The sequence below is a fragment of the Acinetobacter halobius genome, assembly GCF_044130335.1.
GTDB lineage: Bacteria > Pseudomonadota > Gammaproteobacteria > Pseudomonadales > Moraxellaceae > Acinetobacter.
This window is the reverse complement of sequence record NZ_JBIQOD010000001.1, coordinates 233,563-251,366: the sequence shown is the minus strand read 5'-3', so window position 1 is coordinate 251,366 and position 17,804 is coordinate 233,563. Positions and strand designations below refer to the sequence as shown.

Annotated in this window: 18 protein-coding genes; 8 read left to right on the top strand and 10 right to left on the bottom strand. The window is 40.7% G+C overall.

The annotated features are described in order from the left end of the window. Window positions 1-8: 8 nt before the first annotated feature. Genes sppA through ACE01U_RS01200 form a run of 3 tightly spaced genes read left to right on the top strand, consistent with a single transcriptional unit; the run spans window position 9 to window position 2,269 of the window. Window positions 9-1,028 (top strand): signal peptide peptidase SppA, encoded by a 1,020-nt coding sequence (sppA, locus tag ACE01U_RS01210; protein WP_086208301.1) that lies wholly within the window; start codon window positions 9-11, stop codon window positions 1,026-1,028. After that, window positions 1,025-1,822: an alpha/beta fold hydrolase gene (locus ACE01U_RS01205; RefSeq protein ID WP_395553078.1), complete on the top strand. Its 798-nt coding sequence runs from the start codon at window positions 1,025-1,027 to the stop codon at window positions 1,820-1,822. The genes sppA and ACE01U_RS01205 overlap by 4 nt, the downstream gene beginning before the upstream one ends. Window positions 1,823-1,837: 15 nt before the next feature. Beyond that, the gene (locus ACE01U_RS01200) at window positions 1,838-2,269 is read left to right on the top strand and encodes an Sbal_3080 family lipoprotein (RefSeq protein WP_291374461.1); all 432 of its coding nucleotides are present in this window, start codon (window positions 1,838-1,840) and stop codon (window positions 2,267-2,269) included. 51 nt (window positions 2,270-2,320) lie between these two features. Here ACE01U_RS01200 and purN read toward each other — a convergent pair whose 3' ends face one another. Next, complete coding sequence (purN, locus tag ACE01U_RS01195; RefSeq protein WP_395553077.1) at window positions 2,321-2,953, bottom strand: phosphoribosylglycinamide formyltransferase; 633 nt, start codon at window positions 2,951-2,953, stop codon at window positions 2,321-2,323. A 5-nt stretch (window positions 2,954-2,958) separates the two neighbouring features. Beyond that, window positions 2,959-4,029: a phosphoribosylformylglycinamidine cyclo-ligase gene (gene purM, locus ACE01U_RS01190; protein WP_086208297.1), complete on the bottom strand. Its 1,071-nt coding sequence runs from the start codon at window positions 4,027-4,029 to the stop codon at window positions 2,959-2,961. 132 nt (window positions 4,030-4,161) lie between these two features. Between purM and cxpE the strand changes: the two genes are divergently transcribed. From cxpE to ACE01U_RS01170, 4 genes are all read left to right on the top strand, one after another. Then, window positions 4,162-5,382: a chloramphenicol efflux transporter CxpE gene (cxpE, locus tag ACE01U_RS01185; RefSeq protein ID WP_291374463.1), complete on the top strand. Its 1,221-nt coding sequence runs from the start codon at window positions 4,162-4,164 to the stop codon at window positions 5,380-5,382. Between the two features lie 15 nt (window positions 5,383-5,397). Beyond that, window positions 5,398-6,102 carry a DnaA regulatory inactivator Hda gene (hda, locus tag ACE01U_RS01180; RefSeq protein WP_086208295.1) on the top strand — a complete coding sequence of 235 codons (705 nt, stop codon included), beginning with the start codon at window positions 5,398-5,400 and terminating at the stop codon, window positions 6,100-6,102. Between the two features lie 123 nt (window positions 6,103-6,225). Beyond that, complete coding sequence (gene rbtA, locus ACE01U_RS01175) at window positions 6,226-8,031, top strand: rhombotarget A (protein ID WP_395553076.1); 1,806 nt, start codon at window positions 6,226-6,228, stop codon at window positions 8,029-8,031. 16 nt (window positions 8,032-8,047) lie between these two features. Further along, window positions 8,048-10,468, top strand: a complete 2,421-nt coding sequence (locus ACE01U_RS01170) for a CSLREA domain-containing protein (protein WP_395553075.1) — start codon at window positions 8,048-8,050, stop codon at window positions 10,466-10,468. Between the two features lie 76 nt (window positions 10,469-10,544). Here ACE01U_RS01170 and ACE01U_RS01165 read toward each other — a convergent pair whose 3' ends face one another. The 5 genes from ACE01U_RS01165 to ACE01U_RS01145 all read right to left on the bottom strand — a co-directional run bounded on the left by ACE01U_RS01165 (window position 10,545) and on the right by ACE01U_RS01145 (window position 13,832). After that, window positions 10,545-10,949, bottom strand: coding sequence for a DUF3106 domain-containing protein (locus ACE01U_RS01165; RefSeq protein WP_086208292.1), 405 nt, complete (start codon window positions 10,947-10,949; stop codon window positions 10,545-10,547). After that, on the bottom strand, window positions 10,939-11,256 hold the full coding sequence (locus ACE01U_RS01160; protein WP_395553074.1) for a hypothetical protein: 318 nt from the start codon (window positions 11,254-11,256) through the stop codon (window positions 10,939-10,941). The genes ACE01U_RS01165 and ACE01U_RS01160 overlap by 11 nt, the downstream gene beginning before the upstream one ends. After that, the gene (locus ACE01U_RS01155; protein ID WP_395553177.1) at window positions 11,253-11,867 is read right to left on the bottom strand and encodes an RNA polymerase sigma factor; all 615 of its coding nucleotides are present in this window, start codon (window positions 11,865-11,867) and stop codon (window positions 11,253-11,255) included. Before ACE01U_RS01155 ends, ACE01U_RS01160 begins: the two co-directional genes overlap by 4 nt. Before the next feature lie 161 nt (window positions 11,868-12,028). Then, the gene (locus tag ACE01U_RS01150) at window positions 12,029-12,805 is read right to left on the bottom strand and encodes a TrmH family RNA methyltransferase (RefSeq protein WP_086208290.1); all 777 of its coding nucleotides are present in this window, start codon (window positions 12,803-12,805) and stop codon (window positions 12,029-12,031) included. 52 nt (window positions 12,806-12,857) lie between these two features. Then, the gene (locus ACE01U_RS01145; protein ID WP_119063652.1) at window positions 12,858-13,832 is read right to left on the bottom strand and encodes a class 1 fructose-bisphosphatase; all 975 of its coding nucleotides are present in this window, start codon (window positions 13,830-13,832) and stop codon (window positions 12,858-12,860) included. 181 nt (window positions 13,833-14,013) lie between these two features. Between ACE01U_RS01145 and ACE01U_RS01140 the strand changes: the two genes are divergently transcribed. Continuing rightward, complete coding sequence (locus tag ACE01U_RS01140) at window positions 14,014-14,214, top strand: NF038105 family protein (protein ID WP_086208288.1); 201 nt, start codon at window positions 14,014-14,016, stop codon at window positions 14,212-14,214. A gap of 57 nt (window positions 14,215-14,271) precedes the next feature. Here ACE01U_RS01140 and pal read toward each other — a convergent pair whose 3' ends face one another. The 3 genes from pal to tolA form a co-directional block, all read right to left on the bottom strand. Further along, window positions 14,272-14,841 carry a peptidoglycan-associated lipoprotein Pal gene (gene pal, locus ACE01U_RS01135; RefSeq protein WP_110974577.1) on the bottom strand — a complete coding sequence of 190 codons (570 nt, stop codon included), beginning with the start codon at window positions 14,839-14,841 and terminating at the stop codon, window positions 14,272-14,274. A 48-nt stretch (window positions 14,842-14,889) separates the two neighbouring features. After that, entirely contained in the window at window positions 14,890-16,173 is a 1,284-nt protein-coding gene (gene tolB / locus ACE01U_RS01130) for a Tol-Pal system beta propeller repeat protein TolB (protein WP_162622327.1), read from the bottom strand. Between the two features lie 326 nt (window positions 16,174-16,499). Beyond that, entirely contained in the window at window positions 16,500-17,804 is a 1,305-nt protein-coding gene (gene tolA / locus ACE01U_RS01125) for a cell envelope integrity protein TolA (RefSeq protein WP_110974579.1), read from the bottom strand.

Sequence of the window (17,804 nt, the reverse complement as noted above, 5' to 3'; positions counted from 1 at the left end):
ATTGTTATATGTCCGATTGGCCACCAAAACCAGAAAATGAAATGCCGAAACAACAACCTGCACACGAACAGCCAACAGGGAATGAATGGAAGCTTTTAGAAAAAGCGGTTTTAGCTTCCGTTGAAGAACAACGTCGTGCACGTCGTTGGGGGATCTTTTTCAAGTTTCTGACTTTTGCCTATCTTTTGTTTATTTTAATTGCGATGACCAAGAGTTGTTCGACCAGTGGTACGGATGCAACAGCATCTAAGCATATTGCTGTGGTTGATATTGTGGGCACAATTGCCGCAGACGAGCAAAGCGTAAACAGTAATGACACGATTAAATCATTAAAGAAAGCATTTGAAAATAAGCAAAGCCAAGCAGTGGTTTTAAATATTAATTCACCAGGTGGTTCACCTGTTCAGTCTGATGAAATTTGGCAAGAAATCCAATACCTAAAGAAAACACATAGCGACAAAAAGTTGTATGCAGTGATTGGTGATACTGGTGCGTCAGGTGCATATTATATTGCGTCAGCTGCGGATGAGATTCTGGTGAATCCATCAAGTTTGGTCGGTTCAATTGGTGTGATTATGCCGAACTATGGTGTAACCGGCTTGATGCAAAAACTGGGTGTTGAAGACCGCACCATGACATCTGGTCAAAACAAAGCCTTGCTATCTATGACCCAACCTGTTAATCCTGCGCAGCGCGCACATGTCCAAGCTGTACTTGATAATGTACATGAGCATTTTATTAATGCTGTTAAACAAGGTCGTGGTAAAAAGTTAAAATCGAATGATCCAGCGCTCTTTTCAGGTCTTTTCTGGACTGGTGATCAGGCAGTAAAACTCGGCATTGCTGATCGTATTGGTAACTTACATACTTTAAAACGTGAGTTAAATACAGATAAAGCAATGGATTATACTGTGGTACATAGTCCACTTGATTCTGTTTTAGGGCGTTTAGGTGCGTCTATGGGGGCAGGTTTTGCGTCATCACTGTCAAACCAAATGCAAACTGAACAGACGACAAAGTTACAATGAAACCTTTAATTCATTTTGCGCACGCCAATGGCGTGCCTGGAAAAGTCTATCAGAAATTATTTGACTTACTCTCGGATCAGTACGATGTGATTTATGTGCCTCTATTGGGACCAGATAAAAGCTATCCGATTGATAACCATTGGAAAAGCTTAACTCAACAAGTGATTGATAGTATTGTTCGGCAGGCACAAGGGCGCAAGGTGATTGGTTTAGGTCACTCTTTAGGTTCAGTGCTTACTTTTCAGGCCGCATTACAGCGTCCTGAATTGTTTGAACAAGTCATTATGATTGATCCACCATTAATTATGGGCAAAGCTTCGTTTGCATTACACTTTGCAAAGATGCTGGGGCTCAAAGTGGTGGATAATATGTCTCCAGCCGCATTATCACTGCGACGCAGAGATCACTGGGAAAGCCGTGAACAGGCTACAGAATTGTTAGGCGCTAAAGGTTTTTATAAAGACTTTGATCCTGATTGCTTTCAAGCATATATCGACCATGGGTTAACTGAAGATCGTGTGCGTGGAGGTGTGGAGCTTAGCATTTCAAAGATGGATGAAGTTCATATCTTTAGAACAAATCCCTCATTGTGGTGGTTACCACAGGCCCAGCCAAAAGTTCCCATGCATTTATTGATCGCTGAGAAAGGGCCATTTATTGGTCCAGGTTTTCCACAAATGGTGAAAAAGAAATTCGGAATACCTTATCAAGTGGTTGAGGGAAGCCATATGTTTCCATTGGAAAAACCACAAGAAACGGTGACACTCATTAAAAGGCTCATTTCAACAGCGTAATTTTTTGGATTATAAATGCAGAAAGCCATTTATTCTTTATTTTTCATACTTCCGTTACTGGGATGTGCAAGCACTCAAGTCTCTCATTTGAATAATATTGATAAACGTGATTTAACGCATATTTGTATTGAACATAATCCTCAAGTTATTGTGGTTAACTTTGAAAATATTCTTATAAATGGTCTGGAAGCGCGTCATATCTCAACTCAAATTTATGATCGGACTAAACCTTTAGAATGTGTTTATGTCTTGAAATATGTGGCTTATCAAAAGTGGGATTTTTCAATGGTATTAACTAGAGCGGAATTAAGGCTTTATAAAGATGATCAATTGCTCGGTTTTGCTGAATATAAATTACATGCAGGTGGGTTGTTAAATCCAACGAAATATAAAAGTAATGAATCGAAAATCAATCCATTAATTAATCAGTTGTTAGAAAAGCATTAGAAATCATCATAAAAAAACGCATCCGAGGATGCGTTTTTTTAATCTTAAAATTTATGGAAACTTGGCAAATTGCACAGGTTCATGCATGATTTGACCACGATATAACACAGCCTTTTCGGTATGCTGAATTGTACCTGTACAAATCCATTCCACCACTTGCGGGTAAATGACATGTTCAAGCACATGTACTCGGCTTGCTAGTGAATCGGCATTATCATGTACATTCACTTTCAGAACGCCTTGTGCTAAAGCCTGACCTGCATCAAGTTCAGCCGTCACATAGTGCACGGTACAGCCATGTAGTTGATCACCAGTATTCAGTACGCGCTGATGAGTATGCATCCCTTTGTAATACGGCAGAAGAGAAGGGTGAATGTTAATCATTTTCCCTTCCCAAGCACTAACAAATTTCTCACTTAAAATACGCATAAAGCCAGCAAGAACCACGAGATCAACATCCCAATCGAGCAATTGTTGATGCATAACATCATCAAAAGCTTCACGATTTGGATATTGCTTGTGTTCAATCACTGCTGTTGCAATACCTGCATTTCCAGCACGCTGTAGCGCATAGGCTTCAGGCTTGTTGGAAATAACGCCTACAATTTTTCCTGAAAGGTTGGCATCAATCAAAGCCTGAAGGTTTGATCCATTTCCTGAAACCAAAACAGCAATTTTAATCATATGAATTAAGCGAAAACGACACGGATTTTTTCGTCTGCGCCTTCAACTGACTCAGCATTGTCTACAATATGACCCATGGTGAATGCTTTTTCGCCAAGCTCATTCAGTAATTTAACTGTTTTGTCAGCGTCAGCAGCATCGACAACTAAAACCATACCTACGCCACAGTTAAATGTGCGATACATTTCAAACTGTTCAACACCACCTTCACGTTGAAGAAGTTTAAACAATTCTGGCCATTCCCAAGATGCTTCATTGACAACAGCTTGAGCACCATTTGGTAATACGCGTGGTAAGTTACCAGGTAAACCGCCACCTGTAATATGTGCCATTGCATGAACATCAACTTCTTTTAAAAGTTGAAGAATAGGCTTCACATAAATACGAGTTGGTTCCATTGCCGCATCGGCAAGTGGGCGGCCATCAACAATTTGAGTTAAATCAATATTCTTAACATCTAAGATTTTACGAAGTAGAGAGTAACCGTTTGAGTGTGCACCTGAAGATGCAACACCAACTAAAACATTACCTGCTTTAACTTTAGAGCCATCAATAATTTTGCTTTGCTCAACCACGCCTACGCAGAAACCGGCTAAGTCATAATCTTCGCCTTCATACATGCCAGGCATTTCAGCAGTTTCACCGCCAACCAATGCACAACCAGCAAGTTCACAGCCTGCACCAATACCAGTGACTACGTTTGCTGCAACATCAACATTTAGGTGACCTGTTGCGTAGTAGTCAAGGAAGAATAATGGCTCAGCGCCACAGACAAGAAGATCGTTTACACACATTGCAACCAAGTCTTGACCAATTGTGTCATGACGGTTCAAATTCAATGCTAAACGTAATTTTGTACCAACACCGTCTGTGCCTGATACGAGAACAGGTTCTTCATAACCTTTAGGGATTTTACAAAGTGCACCGAAGCCACCTAGTCCGCCCATTACTTCAGGACGAGTAGTACGCTTCGCGACAGATTTAATACGATCGACTAACGCGTCGCCCGCTTCAATGTCGACACCTGCATCTTTGTAGCTTAAACCAGTGTTTGGGGTAGAAGTTGAGTTGCTCATAATGAAGTCTCCGCATTCGCGGGGCGATTATACCTGAATATACGAAACACATATGTTATTTCTGCGCTAAAATGTTATCTTTACTAAAATATTTTTCTCAATAACGATTAAATCTGAAAAAGGCGAGATTGCATGCAAGATCGTACACTGAAGCGTTTCTTTATTTTGGCAGGTATAGCACTTATTCTCTGGGTGTTGTATTTACTCAAACCTGTCGTTTTACCTTTTATTGGTGCATTTTTAGTCGCTTATCTGTTTAGCCCATTAGTCGATAAACTGCATAAAATTGGTTTACCGCGTTGGCTATCTATCAGTGCTGTTTTTATCGGTATTGGCGTTGTCATTACATTAGCATTTTGGTATTTGGTTCCGTTGATTTGGGAACAGTTAATGTATGCCAAAAATAGTATTCCTTCAGGGATACATTGGGCAAATTATAAATTCCTCCCTTGGCTTTCAGACAGCTTTAATTTAGTTCCTATGGAATTGGATGTTGATCAAATTTCAGCGGCTATTATGGAATACGTACAAACCAATTATAGTGCAGACAGCATTCAAGCGATGATTGCTAAATTGGCGCAATCTGGTCTGAACTTTATTCAAATTGGCGGTACGGTGGTTCTGATTCCGATTATTGCATTCTATTTTCTATTAGATTGGGATCGCATGCTGGATAGTTTCCGTCGCCTGATTCCAAGAGCCTACGAGCAAAGGACGCTTGTCATCGTTAGAGAGTGCCATAGCGTACTGGGTGCTTTTGTTAAAGGTCAGTTCTTGGTGATGGTGCTTTTGGGTGTGGTCTATGCTGTTGGTTTACAGCTTATTGGGCTTGAGGTCGGTTTAATTATCGGTATGGTCGCAGGCCTATGTAGTATTATTCCTTATCTAGGTTTTGCTGTTGGTATTATTGCAGCTGTTATTGCAAGCTTATTCCAATTTGGTATTGACTGGATGCAGCTACTGCTAGTTGGTGTGGTCTTTATGATTGGTCAAGCTGTAGAAGGCTATATCCTGCAACCGTTCTTGCTAGGCGATAAAATTGGACTGTCTCCAGTGGCAGTTGTATTTGCGGTTCTAGCAGGTGCTCAGTTGGGCGGAATTTTGGGGATGTTGATTGCATTGCCTGTAGCTGCTGTGATTGTGGTTTTATTGAGACATGCACGTGAGTTTTACGAAAATAGCCCTATGTATGGAACACCAGCACTTATTTCACAAGATTCGACAACAGGTTCAATTAGCATTGAAACTGATCAGGTTGAAGTTGATATTGAATTAAAAAATCGGATGGTAAAAGATCAGCAAGCATCTGAAAATTCAAGTAAGATTGATCAAGTCGACCATAAAGAACTTTAGGACAAATACCCCCCTATGCGTCAATTGCAATTAGATATTGAACCTCAACTCGATGCTCGGATCAGTGATTTTTCTGGGCCAGGGTGGGGGCATGTTATAGATGCAATTCGTCAGTTACATGCGGGTTTAATGAATCGTTTCTATGTCTATGGTGGTGCAGGTTCAGGGAAAAGTCATTTGCTCTCAGCAATTTGCGATTCCTATCTGGAAATTGGAAAAACAGCAATTCAAGTTTCATTGCTTGAGTTGCTTGATGCTCCGACTGAAGCAATTACCTCTTTAGAACGTTTTGATCTGGTCGCTTTAGATGATATTGAAGCCATTAGTGGTGTACCACATTGGCAAAAAGCAGTTTTCCATTTAATCAACTATAACAATGAAGAAGGTGGACAGTTGGTGTTCTCTTCTCGGGTTGCTCCCATTGAGTTAAAACTTGAGTTACCTGATTTGCAGTCACGTTTAACCCAAGCGGTGAGTGTGAAAGTCCCAAATGGTAGTTTGTATGCTGACCGATCGACACTGGTGATGTCAGTTCTTTCACGTCGTGGGATTCATATGGATCAACAAATTATTGATTATTTACTTGCACATGGTCCGCATCAAACCTCGATATTATTACAAAGCTTGGAACAGTTGATTCAGTTATTGAAGGGAGAGAAAACCAAATTAAGTAATGCAAACTTAAGACAGATTTATGCGTTGATTGACGAATATCGGTAAATCATAATATTACTTGAGAAATTGTTCGAGCTGTGACAGAGTACGGAAAATTGTTAGGTGTTGCAGGGATTATGCAACCTAAGAATAAAAAGAAAAGATAAAATAAAAAGCAAGGAGATCGTTATGCTCAAGAAGAGCATAGGTGTAGCTACGCTATTCATGGCGAGTCATGCCTACTCAGACAATATTAAGGTCACGACCACTGCAGATATTGTCAAAAATGACACGGAATGTTCACTTCGCGAAGCTATCGAATATATTAATCAAGACATGCCAGAAGCTGGATATTATGGTTGTGGTGGTAAAGATGCTATTTCAACAATTTTGCTTGAAAAAAATAAAACATATTTACTAAACAATCACTTAAGCATAAAAAAAGATATGACGCTGAGAACTACATACGATAGTTCTGTTGGGGATGACATTGTTCAGGGTGTAAGTAATGCCATTTTAAAAATGAATGGACAAGATAATATTTTACGAGTTGATAATGATCAAAGCGCTTTAATTCGTGTGAATTTAAAAGAAGTGAGTTTGCAAGGCTGTGAACAAGAGTGTGGTGTTGGGCAAGGCGGGCTAATTTATAATAATGAATATTTAAGTCTAGAATATGTCAAATTAACGGGTGGTTTTGCTGAGCAAGGTGGTGCTATTTATAATGTTGCAACCTTGTTGGCAGATGGGATCAGTCGAAGTATAGTAGAAATTCGCTCGAGTTTGGTCGAGAAGAACCAAGCGGTACAAGGGGCAATATTGTATGGTGGTGCACCTTCTTTTCGCATATCTAATTCTGTTTTCAAAGAAAATAAAACAACAAACAGTACAAGTGCCAATATTTATTCTTTAAATAATGCGACTGTTAATGAAGATTCTACCTTATTGACATTAACATCACGTCTTGTCAGTAGTACCTTTGTCAAAAATACGGGCTATGTCGTCAATGTTCGTGATGGTATGGCTTTGAACAATTTAACTGTCGTTGGCAATAGTAAAGGTATTTACTTTGATGCCACTGCAAACATGGCTTATTTGGCGAATAGTATTGTACTTGGCAACATTGAAAATACAATTGCAGAAAACTGTGCTGGAAATGTTGCTAAAGCCGTGCTTCAGAATAATCTTGTTACACAAGAGGATTGTGGAAGTGGTGTAAATTATTATCCCAATGAGTTTTGGTCGGGTCCTCTGATTGCAGGCAATGATGTTGTTGGCGATTGTAAGACGATGTCTGAAGATGGGGATAGCTTACTGTGTCCGTATAAGGTACCTAATCAAAAATTTTTAGGTTATATACGCCCACGTATCTTAATGAGTCAAATGCATTGGCTAGATTCACCAATTGTGAATAAAGGTAAAGTAGTTGTGAACTCAACCGATACTCTGATTGGTTGTGAAAGCTCTGATCAACGAGGCGTAAACAGGAATAGTAATAATACTTTCTGTGACCGAGGCGCAATTGAAATTGAAGTCCCTACCAGCATTAGTCTGATTGGTCAGGATTTAATCTCTGGCCAAGTTGCCAAGCTTTCAGTTGCAGATTTGCTAGGGGATAGTGATTTATTGTCTAAAACTGAATGTGCGACCTTGTTCAACTCAGTCAAGGCGCCTAATGGCGAAGAATGGCAACCGGGTTGTATGCGTGTACAGCAGACTCAAACTGTTTCCAAGGGCAAAGTTGTTATTGATGAGCAAGGGAATATCACCTACACGCCAAATGGATCATGGCATGGTGCAGATATTTTTAGACTGCAACTTGTGACCACAACAACACGCTTTGATGAGCATGTTCCGTTCATTGAAGTGAATGTTCAAATTGTGCAAGAACCACAAAATCATATGGAAAGTGACAAAATTAAAACCTCTGGAGGAAGCACTGGAATTCTTAGCTTACTCGGGTTGTTTGCATTAATTTTGCTGCGTCGAAAATAAAAAGAAAAGGCCAAACATGAAATATTTTAAGAAAGGACTGTTAGGAGCCGTGGTGGTCGCGAGCATGGCTCTAATTGCAGCGGAAGATAAGACTATTTATGTCAATACATTTGAAGATGAAGATAATGTGAACATGGATCAATGCTCACTCCGTGAGGCAATTAAAACAGCGAGTCTCAACAAGGCTTATGGGGGCTGCACAGCTGGGAATACAGGTTCTGGTCAGACAGATTATATTCAATTAAAAGCTGGTACATATAAGTTGAATAAAGAAATCACACCTGAATCTAAGGTTGTGATTTTAGGAAAAAGTCCATATTTAGATCGTGAGAAAAGCCCAATTAGTTTTAAGTATCCAGCACTAGGTGAGTTGACTTCACGAATTGATGCGGCTGGGAAATCACGTTTATTTAACACCATCACACAGAGTAGTCTAACACTTGAAAATGTAGTTTTAGAAAATGGTTACTCCTCGGATGAAGGTGGGGCTCTGCTTATTGGTGGAGCATTAACCCTCAACAATAGTCAGATTTTAAACTCAAAATCTGCTAAGAAAGGTGGGGCATTATATTTAGTTGGATCAGGGGAACATCAACTGTCTGTTAATAACAGTGTGTTGCAGGGTAATCAGGCGAATGTTGGTAGTATTCTTGCAATGCAGTGCAATGCAGGTCTTTTGGATGTGAAGGCTAATCTAGAATTTAGGGCGAGTAGTTTTATTGCGAATGGACTGACATCGAGTCTCAGTGCATTTGACTTCTGCGGGAATCCTAAAGTTGCCATGAGTAATAATACTGTGGCAAAAAACATTGCGAGTCCTACAAACGGAAGTATTATTTATGCCATCAATACTCGTGAACATAATTTAAGTCTAGAAAGTAGTTTTATCCTTTCAAACAATACCATTGTGGAAAATAGTGCAGCAGGTGTTCTGGATTATGATGATTCTGGTGATAAATCTTTATATTACAATGTGCTTGCATATAACCAATACAAGTCGTGCCGTTATTTAGGATCACAGACTTTGTCGGATAAGTATGATGCTGGTGTGACAGTTGCTTATAACGCTTTTGATACAAGTACAAGCCAGTGTGAGTTCGCTGAAGGTGCAAGGGTTGTAAGTAATTCGGTTGATACCAATATTGATGTTAAAAATGTTGCTATGTCTAGCTTACTGAGTTCATTAACTGAACCATCAAAGTATAATTTATTTCGACAAATGTACTTCCCGAAAGTCAATGGGGGAGCTATTGATTTGTTAGATACCAACAGCAAATTAGACTGTAATAGTAGTGATCAGCGTGGCTTAGATCGTATTGTTGATGGAACCTTGATGTTGGCTCCAGAAGATGCCAATAGTTGCGATATTGGTTCTGTTGAACTTCGTCGCTTGGCGGCGGCAGACATTACCGATTTGAAAAACACCTCACATGTAGAGCGTCTACAAGCTTATGAAGATAATATTAAGGAATTAGAAGATTTAATTGCCAATAAAAATACTAACCCTGACTTTCTAGTTGAGTTTAATGAGGAGTTACAACGCTATAAAGCACTTTTATCCGCGACAAAAACTGATCAAAAATACCGTGCGATTTATGTCGATCCATTCCTTTTTATACTTCAAGATGAAGCTGTGATTAATTCTGCTGATGGAACATCAGCTTTAAAAGAACCCAATACAGATAATTATGCGATTATTGAAACTAAGGTTTTGGGTGTTGGAACACTCAGTGCTACAGGCGGTGTCCTTGATACTTCTAAACTCAGGGCTGATCCAACATTGCGCTGTGAATGGAAAGATGATTTAAAACAAATCATGATTTATCGAACAGATGGTCAACCTACCAATAGTTCTGAATATGTCTATTGTCAATATACTGTTCAGAGTAAGTCAACACAGGCAACATCGTCAGGAATTTTAAAAGCTGAATTTAGCAATATTCAACCAATTGCCAAAACAGACGAATACACATTGAATTACGGTGGAACATTAAAATTAAATATAAACCCACTTTCCAATGATAGTGATGACGGTGATGGCCCTGTTAGCACTGTGGCCTCAGAATATCAGCGACCAGCATTTTACCAAGATGCTAATGGTGAAAATCTTGCAATTCGTATTGTTCGTCAAGATGCAGGTATCAATATTAAACCAGAGCGTACAGGACCGTGTCCTGGAGAGTATGAGAAATATGTATGTTATGGCGGTAATATTGAAGTTGAAGTGCGCAATAATTTCAGCCCATTCCCCTATGAGATTGAATATGTAATTTATGATGCTGAGGCTGAAGAGTCTAAATCTGCGATGATCTACTTTAAAAATACTGCTAAAAATACCAATAAAGAATCAAGTGGCGGTGGAGGCGGTTCGATCGGTGGTTTAGGGGTGATAGGGTTATTGTCATTGGTGTGGTTAAGACAACGCCGTAAAATTTAGAATTAAAATAAAAAATGCCTCAATTGAGGCATTTTTTATGAACTTGAGAGCAGTAGGTCATAAGTTTTGACTGAACTTAATGTGTGCTGTTATGGTTATTGATGTATTTATTAATATATTCATTACGAATATTTACACGTTCATTTGCATCAGCTTTTTGCATGCGAATGCCTAAATCACGTCGCTCTTGGGTGCTCATCTGTTGCCATGTATCACGCATTTTCTGCTTTTCTTGCTCAGGTAGCTGAGTGAACCAATCCATACGTTGTTGAAGTGCGGCACTTTGCGCATCTGGGAGTTCTTTGAGGGACTGGTAGCGTTGAATTAACGCACGCTGTTCTTCTTCAGATAGCGATTCCCACGTTTCAGATACTTGTGTATCCGCATCTTTGGAAAAAATCCAAAAACGTTCAAAACCTGCAAAACTGGTTTGTAAAAAACCCAGTGTACAAAGCGCAAAAGCGACACGTTTAGCTGCCATGTGGAACGGTGTCCTCACCTAAAACCAATAACATTTCTAAATCTTCAACCATCTGTGGTGAAAGTTTAGGAGTCGAAACTACTTGGTTGTGTGGTTTTTCATCGAGAGTTACAGAGTTTGGAAGAACCACGAAACCTGCAATAGCCGCAGCTAAAGCAAAACTAGACATTTTCCAAAGGCCATAACGTGAGGACTTTTGATCTTGAATATCATCAAGAACATGTTGCATCACCACGGGTTTATTTTTGTGGTGCTGCGCGAGTCCATCAAGTTTGGAGGTTACTTGCTTTAAGAAATCATCTTTCATTCGGATGATCCTCCTAGATGTGGATTCAAATGTGCGAGAGCTTGGCGTAAGCCTTGAATCGCACGATGGTAATGCGTTTTAACACTGCCTTCAGAGCAATTCATGATTTGTGCAGTAGTTGCAGTATCAAAACCTTCCCATGCACGTAACATAAATGCTTGCTGTTGACGAACTGGAAGGCTCGCAATGGCTTCTTGAATTTCATCAGCAGTAGCAGCTTGACTTAAAAAGTCTGATGGATTTAGCGCTCTTTCATCAACCACATCATTGACTTCAAGATCGTCATCATCAAGACTGACTTTTTTGAAGAAAGAAAAGGGTTGTGCTCGACGTGCTTCTTTACGACGCCAATCCTGTAATTTGTTGGTTAAAATGGTATAGAACAGGGGATACCATTCTTCCGTAGAACGATCTGCATAAGACTTATGCAAAGAAATAAAGGCTTCTTGCACCAAATCCATGGCAATGCCATGTTGGTTTTGTGTTGCACTTTCCATCATCACTAATGCACGACCAGTCACTTCTTGCATAAAGCTTTTCAGGCGAGACTCAGCGGTACTCTTAAGAATACTCGAATCTTGCGCTTTAGACTGTTTGGGTGCTAAATCCATAGAGATGGAAAATCCTGTCATTGGATACCCACCATTATTTCCTCGATCATGTGCCTATAACGTTGGAAATAATGGTTTGGTTGACAACACAACTAATTATTTTTTCTAGTGTAATCTATTTTTTTAGCTGAACCGACTTTAATTAATATAACTTAACGATTTTAAAGTCGCTGTCGTACCATTTCAAAGAAACAAATTGAACCTGCAATTGCCACATTAAGAGACTCTTGACCACCTGGTTGTGGAATGCTAACTGCTTGGGCATGGGCCAAAGCAAAATCAGAAACACCTTGACCTTCGTTACCTAAGATCCAGACACAAGCTTGGGTTAAATCTTTTTGATACAGGCTTTCAGCTTGATGTGAGCTGGTGACATACACTGGAATTTCAAAGCGCTCGAGTACATCTTCGATGGCAACGTTTTCATAGGTGTTGAGCGAGAAATGCGCTCCCATACCAGCGCGTAATACACGTGGCGACCAAAGTGATGCTGAGCCTTTGGTGCAGATCACTTGTTTAATCCCTGCAGCAGCTGCGGAGCGGAGGAGTGTACCGACATTACCTGGATCTTGAATATTTTCCAAAATCAGGGTGTCTAAGCTAAAGTCTACGCTTTGGCTTGAACTTGGTAAGTCTACAACTGCCAAGAAGGGCAAAGTGGTCCCCAATGTGCTTAAGTCTCGATACAGGCTTTCAGCAATGACAAAAACAGCACCTTCATATTCATCTAAAATATCGCAAATATCAGGGTGTTCGAGTGCATTTTCAGTGGTGAAAATAGAATTGAGTTTCTTCTTTTTTTCAACCCAAGCTAAGCCTAAGTGTGTCCCTTCAAGCACGGTTTGACCTTGCTTTTTACGGTAACTACTTTGTTCAATTAAACCACGCAGATGTTTAATCTTTGGGTTGTCTTTTGATTCAAGAAAAACGATTGACATGAGGGAGACTCGTGCACATAACGCGTTAGATGGTTATGCGCATTTTAAAAAATTAGTTGTGGTAGCCAGTCACTAAATCGACTTCGTTTTTAGAACCAATAATCACAGGGACACGTTGGTGTAGGTCAGTCGGTTGAATGTCTAAAATACGAACGCGACCCGTTGTAGATGCACCGCCAGCCTGTTCAATTAACATACTCATTGGGTTTGCTTCATACATTAAACGTAGACGACCTGCTTTTGTCGGATCTTTGAGGTCGTATGGATACATGAAAATACCACTACGGCAAAGAATACGGTGAATGTCGCCCACCATACATGCAACCCAACGCATGTTGAAGTCTTTCTCACGCGGACCTGTTTTACCTGCAAGAAGTTCTTCAATATAACGTTTTACTGGATTCTCCCAGTGACGTTGATTGGATGAGTTAATTGCATATTCTTTGGTATCTGCTGCTACTTGAATATTTTCAGAAGTGAGCAAGAATTGTTGAGTTTCAGGGTCGAAAGTGAAAAACACAGTACCTGCACCGACTGTTAACGCTAACATGGTGGATGGACCATAGAGCACATAACCCGCAGCAACTTGCTGGTTGCCTGCTTGCATAAAGTCTTCAGCTTGAGTTACTGTATTTTTTGCAGGCAAGATTGAGAAAATAGTACCCACGCACATATTAATGTCGATGTTGCTTGAACCATCAAGAGGGTCAAATAACACTAAATATTTGCCATTTTCTTGAGCTGGGGTGAATTCATCTAATTCTTCAGAAGCTAAACCACCAACCTGTGGGTGTACTTTTAAAGCATCAATTAAATAGTCATTTGAAATCACATCTAATTTTTTTTGTTCTTCACCTTGCACATTTTCATTTTGTGCACTGCCCAAAACTCCTGCTAAGGCACCTTTTTGCAAAGCTTGATCAATGGTCTGGCAAGTGTTAGCAATTGTGCTAATCACTTGAGCCAATTCAGGCGTAAGATTTCCCGTTTGTTGTTCTAAGAATTGGGACAGATTGAGATATGACATAAGGGGGAAGGCTCCACTAAAACTTGAATACATAATAAAATCAACTTTGCGCTATATTTTAGTCGAGAACGAGGCAAAAGAACAATTAAACTCGACTATTTGCTGTGATTTTACCCTTGCAAGTCTCGTGGAAAGTGCTATGTTGATGAAAGGAACATCAGGTAAAAATAGGAGCACAACAATGACTACGCAAAAATTTGATGCGACTCCAACGCCGAGCGAAGGGATTACTCTAGATGACATTTCAGCGGATAGTGTAAAAAAAGCATGGCAAGATTATGAAGCCAAAGCTGAGTACAAAAAGTTCAATAAGCATGACATGATTGAGTCTATGCAACACGCTGAAGAGTCTGACCAAGATCCCAAGCCTGAACAAGTTTAGTCATAAAAAAAGCGCCCACGAAATTGAGCGCTTTTTTTATAGCTGAAGAAACGACTACTATTTTAATAGTGGCGGTACAGCTTCGTAGTTAATTTCTACGCGACGGTTTTCTTTCCATGCATTTTCATCATGACCGGCATTGATAGGCATTTCTTTACCATAGCTAACGGCTTCAAGTTGGTTTGGACTTACACCTGTAGTGATTAAGAAACTCTCAACAGCTTTAGCACGACGTTCGCCTAATGCCATGTTGTACTCACGTGTACCGCGTTCATCGGTATGACCTGTTAACGCTACGCGAGAGTTTGCATTAGCCATGAGGAACTGAGCATGTGCTTGCAAAGTTTGATAGTCTTCATTACTGAGTTCGCTACTATCGTAGTCAAAGTGAACAACACGTTTTGCTAAAAATGCTTTGTTTGCTTCAGTCACACCTTTTGCTGATGCACCTGCAAGATTTTGTGCATTTAATGCAGCATCTTCACTTAGACCTTGTGTGTTGACTGTGGTGGCACCATTTGGGTTTTGACCCGCCTCAATTGTTGCTGCTGGTTTACGACTTGCACAACCAGTCATAACTAGAGCAGTTGCTAAAATCGGAAGGGCTAAAAGTTTGATTGATTTCATTCTTCATCTCCATGAAAACTGATGATTACTAAAAAAGACAGTTAAAAATTATTTAGGCGCCCAAGCGGGTTCGCGTACTTCACCTTGTTCGCTTGGAAGGTTCATACGGAAGCGTCCATCCAATGACATGATCGAGAGCAAACCACGTGAGCCTTCACGTGTGGCATAGACCACCATTTGTCCGTTTGGTGAAAAACTTGGTGATTCATCCAAACTGGTTGGCGTTAAAATATTGGTGACACTTGAGTTTAGGTCTTGAATTGCGACTTTATAGTTACTACCACTTGGACGGTGTACTAGTGCCAGTTTTTTGCCATCGGCACTGAGTGTGCCACGTGCATTGAATGCGCCACGGAAAGTTAGGCGTTTATAGTTACTGCTGTCGAAGTCGTAACGATAAATCTGCGCAGAGCCACCACGGTCAGACGTGAAAATAAATGATTTGCCATCAGGAGCATAACGCGCTTCAGTATCAATCGCACTGTCATTGGTCATACGTTGTAACTGACGGGTTTCCAAGTTCATTTGGTAGATTTCAGGGTTGCCATGCATAGATGCCGTAAACAACATGCTCTTACCATCTGGTGAGAAACTTGGCGCACCATTAAGACCACGGAAGCTGGCAAGTTTTTCTCGTGTACCTGTAGAAAGGTCTTGAACGTAAATTGCGGGGCGTTTAGTTTCAAATGACACATAGGCAATTTTCTTGGCATCTGGAGTCCAAGCTGGTGATAAAATTGGATCACGTGACGTTAAGATCGTCCGAGGTTGCTCACCATCGGTATCGGCAATTTGAAGTGTATAGCGTTGTTCTGGCGTAGCTGGATTACGTAGTACATAAGCAATCCGTCCGCTAAAGTCACCAGGAATACCTGTAAGTGCTTGATAGATAGCATCACTAATCATGTGTGCGGCAGAGCGCACACGGGATGCTGGAACGGTTAATAATTCATTTAAAAGGTATTGTTGTTTCTGCACATCATAAAGTTGGTACTGGACTTCGAAACCGCCATTTGCAGCAGACTTAACTGTACCAGTCACCACATACGGTACACCAGCTGCCTGCCAGTTAGCTGCATTAGGTGTGTTCATACTGGCTGTTGCGGGTAGATTTTTTGAGGAACTGGTGAATTTTCCTGAGCGATTTAAATCCGTTTCAATAATAGGATAAAGACTGCTGTCATTGCTAAATGGCACGATTGCAATTTTCGGTGCTTCTTCAGGTGCTTTTGCAATTTCTAAATGAAGCTGGGCATGTGCTTGAGTCACTAAGACTGGGCTAAAAGCAGTTAAAATAGCTAGGCTAAGAAGGTGTTTACGCGTCATTTCCATCATTCGTTATTTACTCAAACAAACGTCTTTTATTGTGGATTTAATTGTTCTACATAATGGCATGATTTTCTAATATTGAAAGCATGAAATTATGATTGATCTGTTATAACACTGTGAAAAGTGAGTACGAATTAAGTGGTTTAAGCGTAAATAGGAAAAGGAATCACCCGATCAAGGTCATAGATGTACGGAAACGGTTATGGAATAGCTGAAACATCAAATAATTTTGATGTGTAAAGTTGACGTACTTTTAGGTCATAGAACGCTACAAAAACTTCATATTGTGCTCAAAATAAATATCCCCTGATTTTGTTCAGGGGATATTTTTATTTTGCAGTAAATGATGAAGTAAAACTTTGAGCTTGTCTGCGCGCCTCTGGGTCTGATGGCATAGGGTAGGGTGCAGCAGAACGAACCGCGGCTTCAACACTGGCTTTCATGTCTGGGTCGCTAGAACTCACAATGACGGACCGCACAGTACCATTATCTGATAGCGTCACACGTGCTGTCGCTGTTTTCCCACTTGAGCCGGCAGGGGTATCCCATGCACGCTTAATTTTATTTTCAAAGTCTCGTTTTGCCGTGGACGCAATTTGTTTGGCCTCAGCTTTCTTTTGTGCAGCTTCTTCGGCAGCCTGTTTTGCAGATGAAGCACGTGCTTCTTCAGCCGCACGCTCTTTTGCTTCGGCATCGGCTTTACGTTTTGCATCAGCGGCAGCCTTGGCTTTTTCTGCATCTGCTTTGGCTTTTGCATCCGCCGTAGCTTTAGCTTTATCCGCATCGGCCTTACGTTTCGCATCAGCGTCGGCTTTGGTTTTCGCTGCATCTGCTTTAGCTTTAGCATCGGCATTTGCCTTGGCTTTATCGGCATCTGCTTTAGCCTTCGCATCAGCGGCGGCTTTTGCTTTGTCCGCATCGGCTTTACGTTTTGCATCAGCGGCAGCCTTGGCTTTATCTGCATCCGCTTTGGCCTTTGCATCCGCCGTAGCTTTAGCTTTATTGGTATCAATAATTTGTTGCTGCTTTTTAGCGAGATCAGCTTTCTTCTGTGCTTCAAGCTTCGCTTTTTGTACAGCTTCCGCTTTTTTCAATGCTTCTAAGTTTGCTCGGTGTTTTGCATCTGCTTCAGCTTTTGCGGCAGCATCCAGTTTGGCTCTTTCAGCAGCTTTCGCTTGTTCGGCAGCTCGAGCTTCGGCACGCTCTTGCTGTGCTTTAAGTTTTTCAGCTTCAGCCTTCGCACGTGCTTCTAACTGCTTTTGCATTTCTGCTTTACGCGCTGCCGCTTCAGCGGCTTTGGCATCCGCAGCTGCTTTTTGAGTATCGACCTTTGGCACAACTGGTGTTATAGGTGGGGTTGGAATAACAGGTGCAGGCTCTACAGTGGGGGGAGCCGTTTGTGTGATTTCTTTGGCTACATTTTCATGTGCTGTTTCAGTAAACTTTGTTTCTTCAAGCGTAACAGGCTTTAAGTCCTCGGGTTTAATCAGAACAGTCTTGATTTGCTTCGGTGGCTCAGGTGGTTTACTCATACCAAGATAAAGTAAGCCAACAACAGCAATCACATGGATACCAAAGGTAAATCCAAGCGCGATGGCTTTTTGTTTAAAAGGTGGCTTTTTAAAATCTTTCAT

Bases quoted from the DNA above. Each gene is read 5' to 3' on its own strand.
- tolA (WP_110974579.1), bottom strand. From the start codon at position 17,804: ATGAAAGATTTTAAAAAGCCACCTTTTAAACAAAAAGCCATCGCGCTT.
- ACE01U_RS01165 (WP_086208292.1), bottom strand. From the start codon at position 10,949: ATGGCAGCTAAACGTGTCGCTTTTGCGCTTTGTACACTGGGTTTTTTA.
- ACE01U_RS01140 (WP_086208288.1), top strand. From the start codon at position 14,014: ATGACTACGCAAAAATTTGATGCGACTCCAACGCCGAGCGAAGGGATT.
- ACE01U_RS01200 (WP_291374461.1), top strand. From the start codon at position 1,838: ATGCAGAAAGCCATTTATTCTTTATTTTTCATACTTCCGTTACTGGGA.
- rbtA (WP_395553076.1), top strand. From the start codon at position 6,226: ATGCTCAAGAAGAGCATAGGTGTAGCTACGCTATTCATGGCGAGTCAT.
- purM (WP_086208297.1), bottom strand. From the start codon at position 4,029: ATGAGCAACTCAACTTCTACCCCAAACACTGGTTTAAGCTACAAAGAT.
- purN (WP_395553077.1), bottom strand. From the start codon at position 2,953: ATGATTAAAATTGCTGTTTTGGTTTCAGGAAATGGATCAAACCTTCAG.
- ACE01U_RS01155 (WP_395553177.1), bottom strand. From the start codon at position 11,867: ATGGATTTAGCACCCAAACAGTCTAAAGCGCAAGATTCGAGTATTCTT.
- ACE01U_RS01145 (WP_119063652.1), bottom strand. From the start codon at position 13,832: ATGTCATATCTCAATCTGTCCCAATTCTTAGAACAACAAACGGGAAAT.
- ACE01U_RS01205 (WP_395553078.1), top strand. From the start codon at position 1,025: ATGAAACCTTTAATTCATTTTGCGCACGCCAATGGCGTGCCTGGAAAA.
- hda (WP_086208295.1), top strand. From the start codon at position 5,398: ATGCGTCAATTGCAATTAGATATTGAACCTCAACTCGATGCTCGGATC.
- cxpE (WP_291374463.1), top strand. From the start codon at position 4,162: ATGCAAGATCGTACACTGAAGCGTTTCTTTATTTTGGCAGGTATAGCA.
- ACE01U_RS01170 (WP_395553075.1), top strand. From the start codon at position 8,048: ATGAAATATTTTAAGAAAGGACTGTTAGGAGCCGTGGTGGTCGCGAGC.
- tolB (WP_162622327.1), bottom strand. From the start codon at position 16,173: ATGGAAATGACGCGTAAACACCTTCTTAGCCTAGCTATTTTAACTGCT.
- ACE01U_RS01160 (WP_395553074.1), bottom strand. From the start codon at position 11,256: ATGAAAGATGATTTCTTAAAGCAAGTAACCTCCAAACTTGATGGACTC.
- sppA (WP_086208301.1), top strand. From the start codon at position 9: ATGTCCGATTGGCCACCAAAACCAGAAAATGAAATGCCGAAACAACAA.
- ACE01U_RS01150 (WP_086208290.1), bottom strand. From the start codon at position 12,805: ATGTCAATCGTTTTTCTTGAATCAAAAGACAACCCAAAGATTAAACAT.
- pal (WP_110974577.1), bottom strand. From the start codon at position 14,841: ATGAAATCAATCAAACTTTTAGCCCTTCCGATTTTAGCAACTGCTCTA.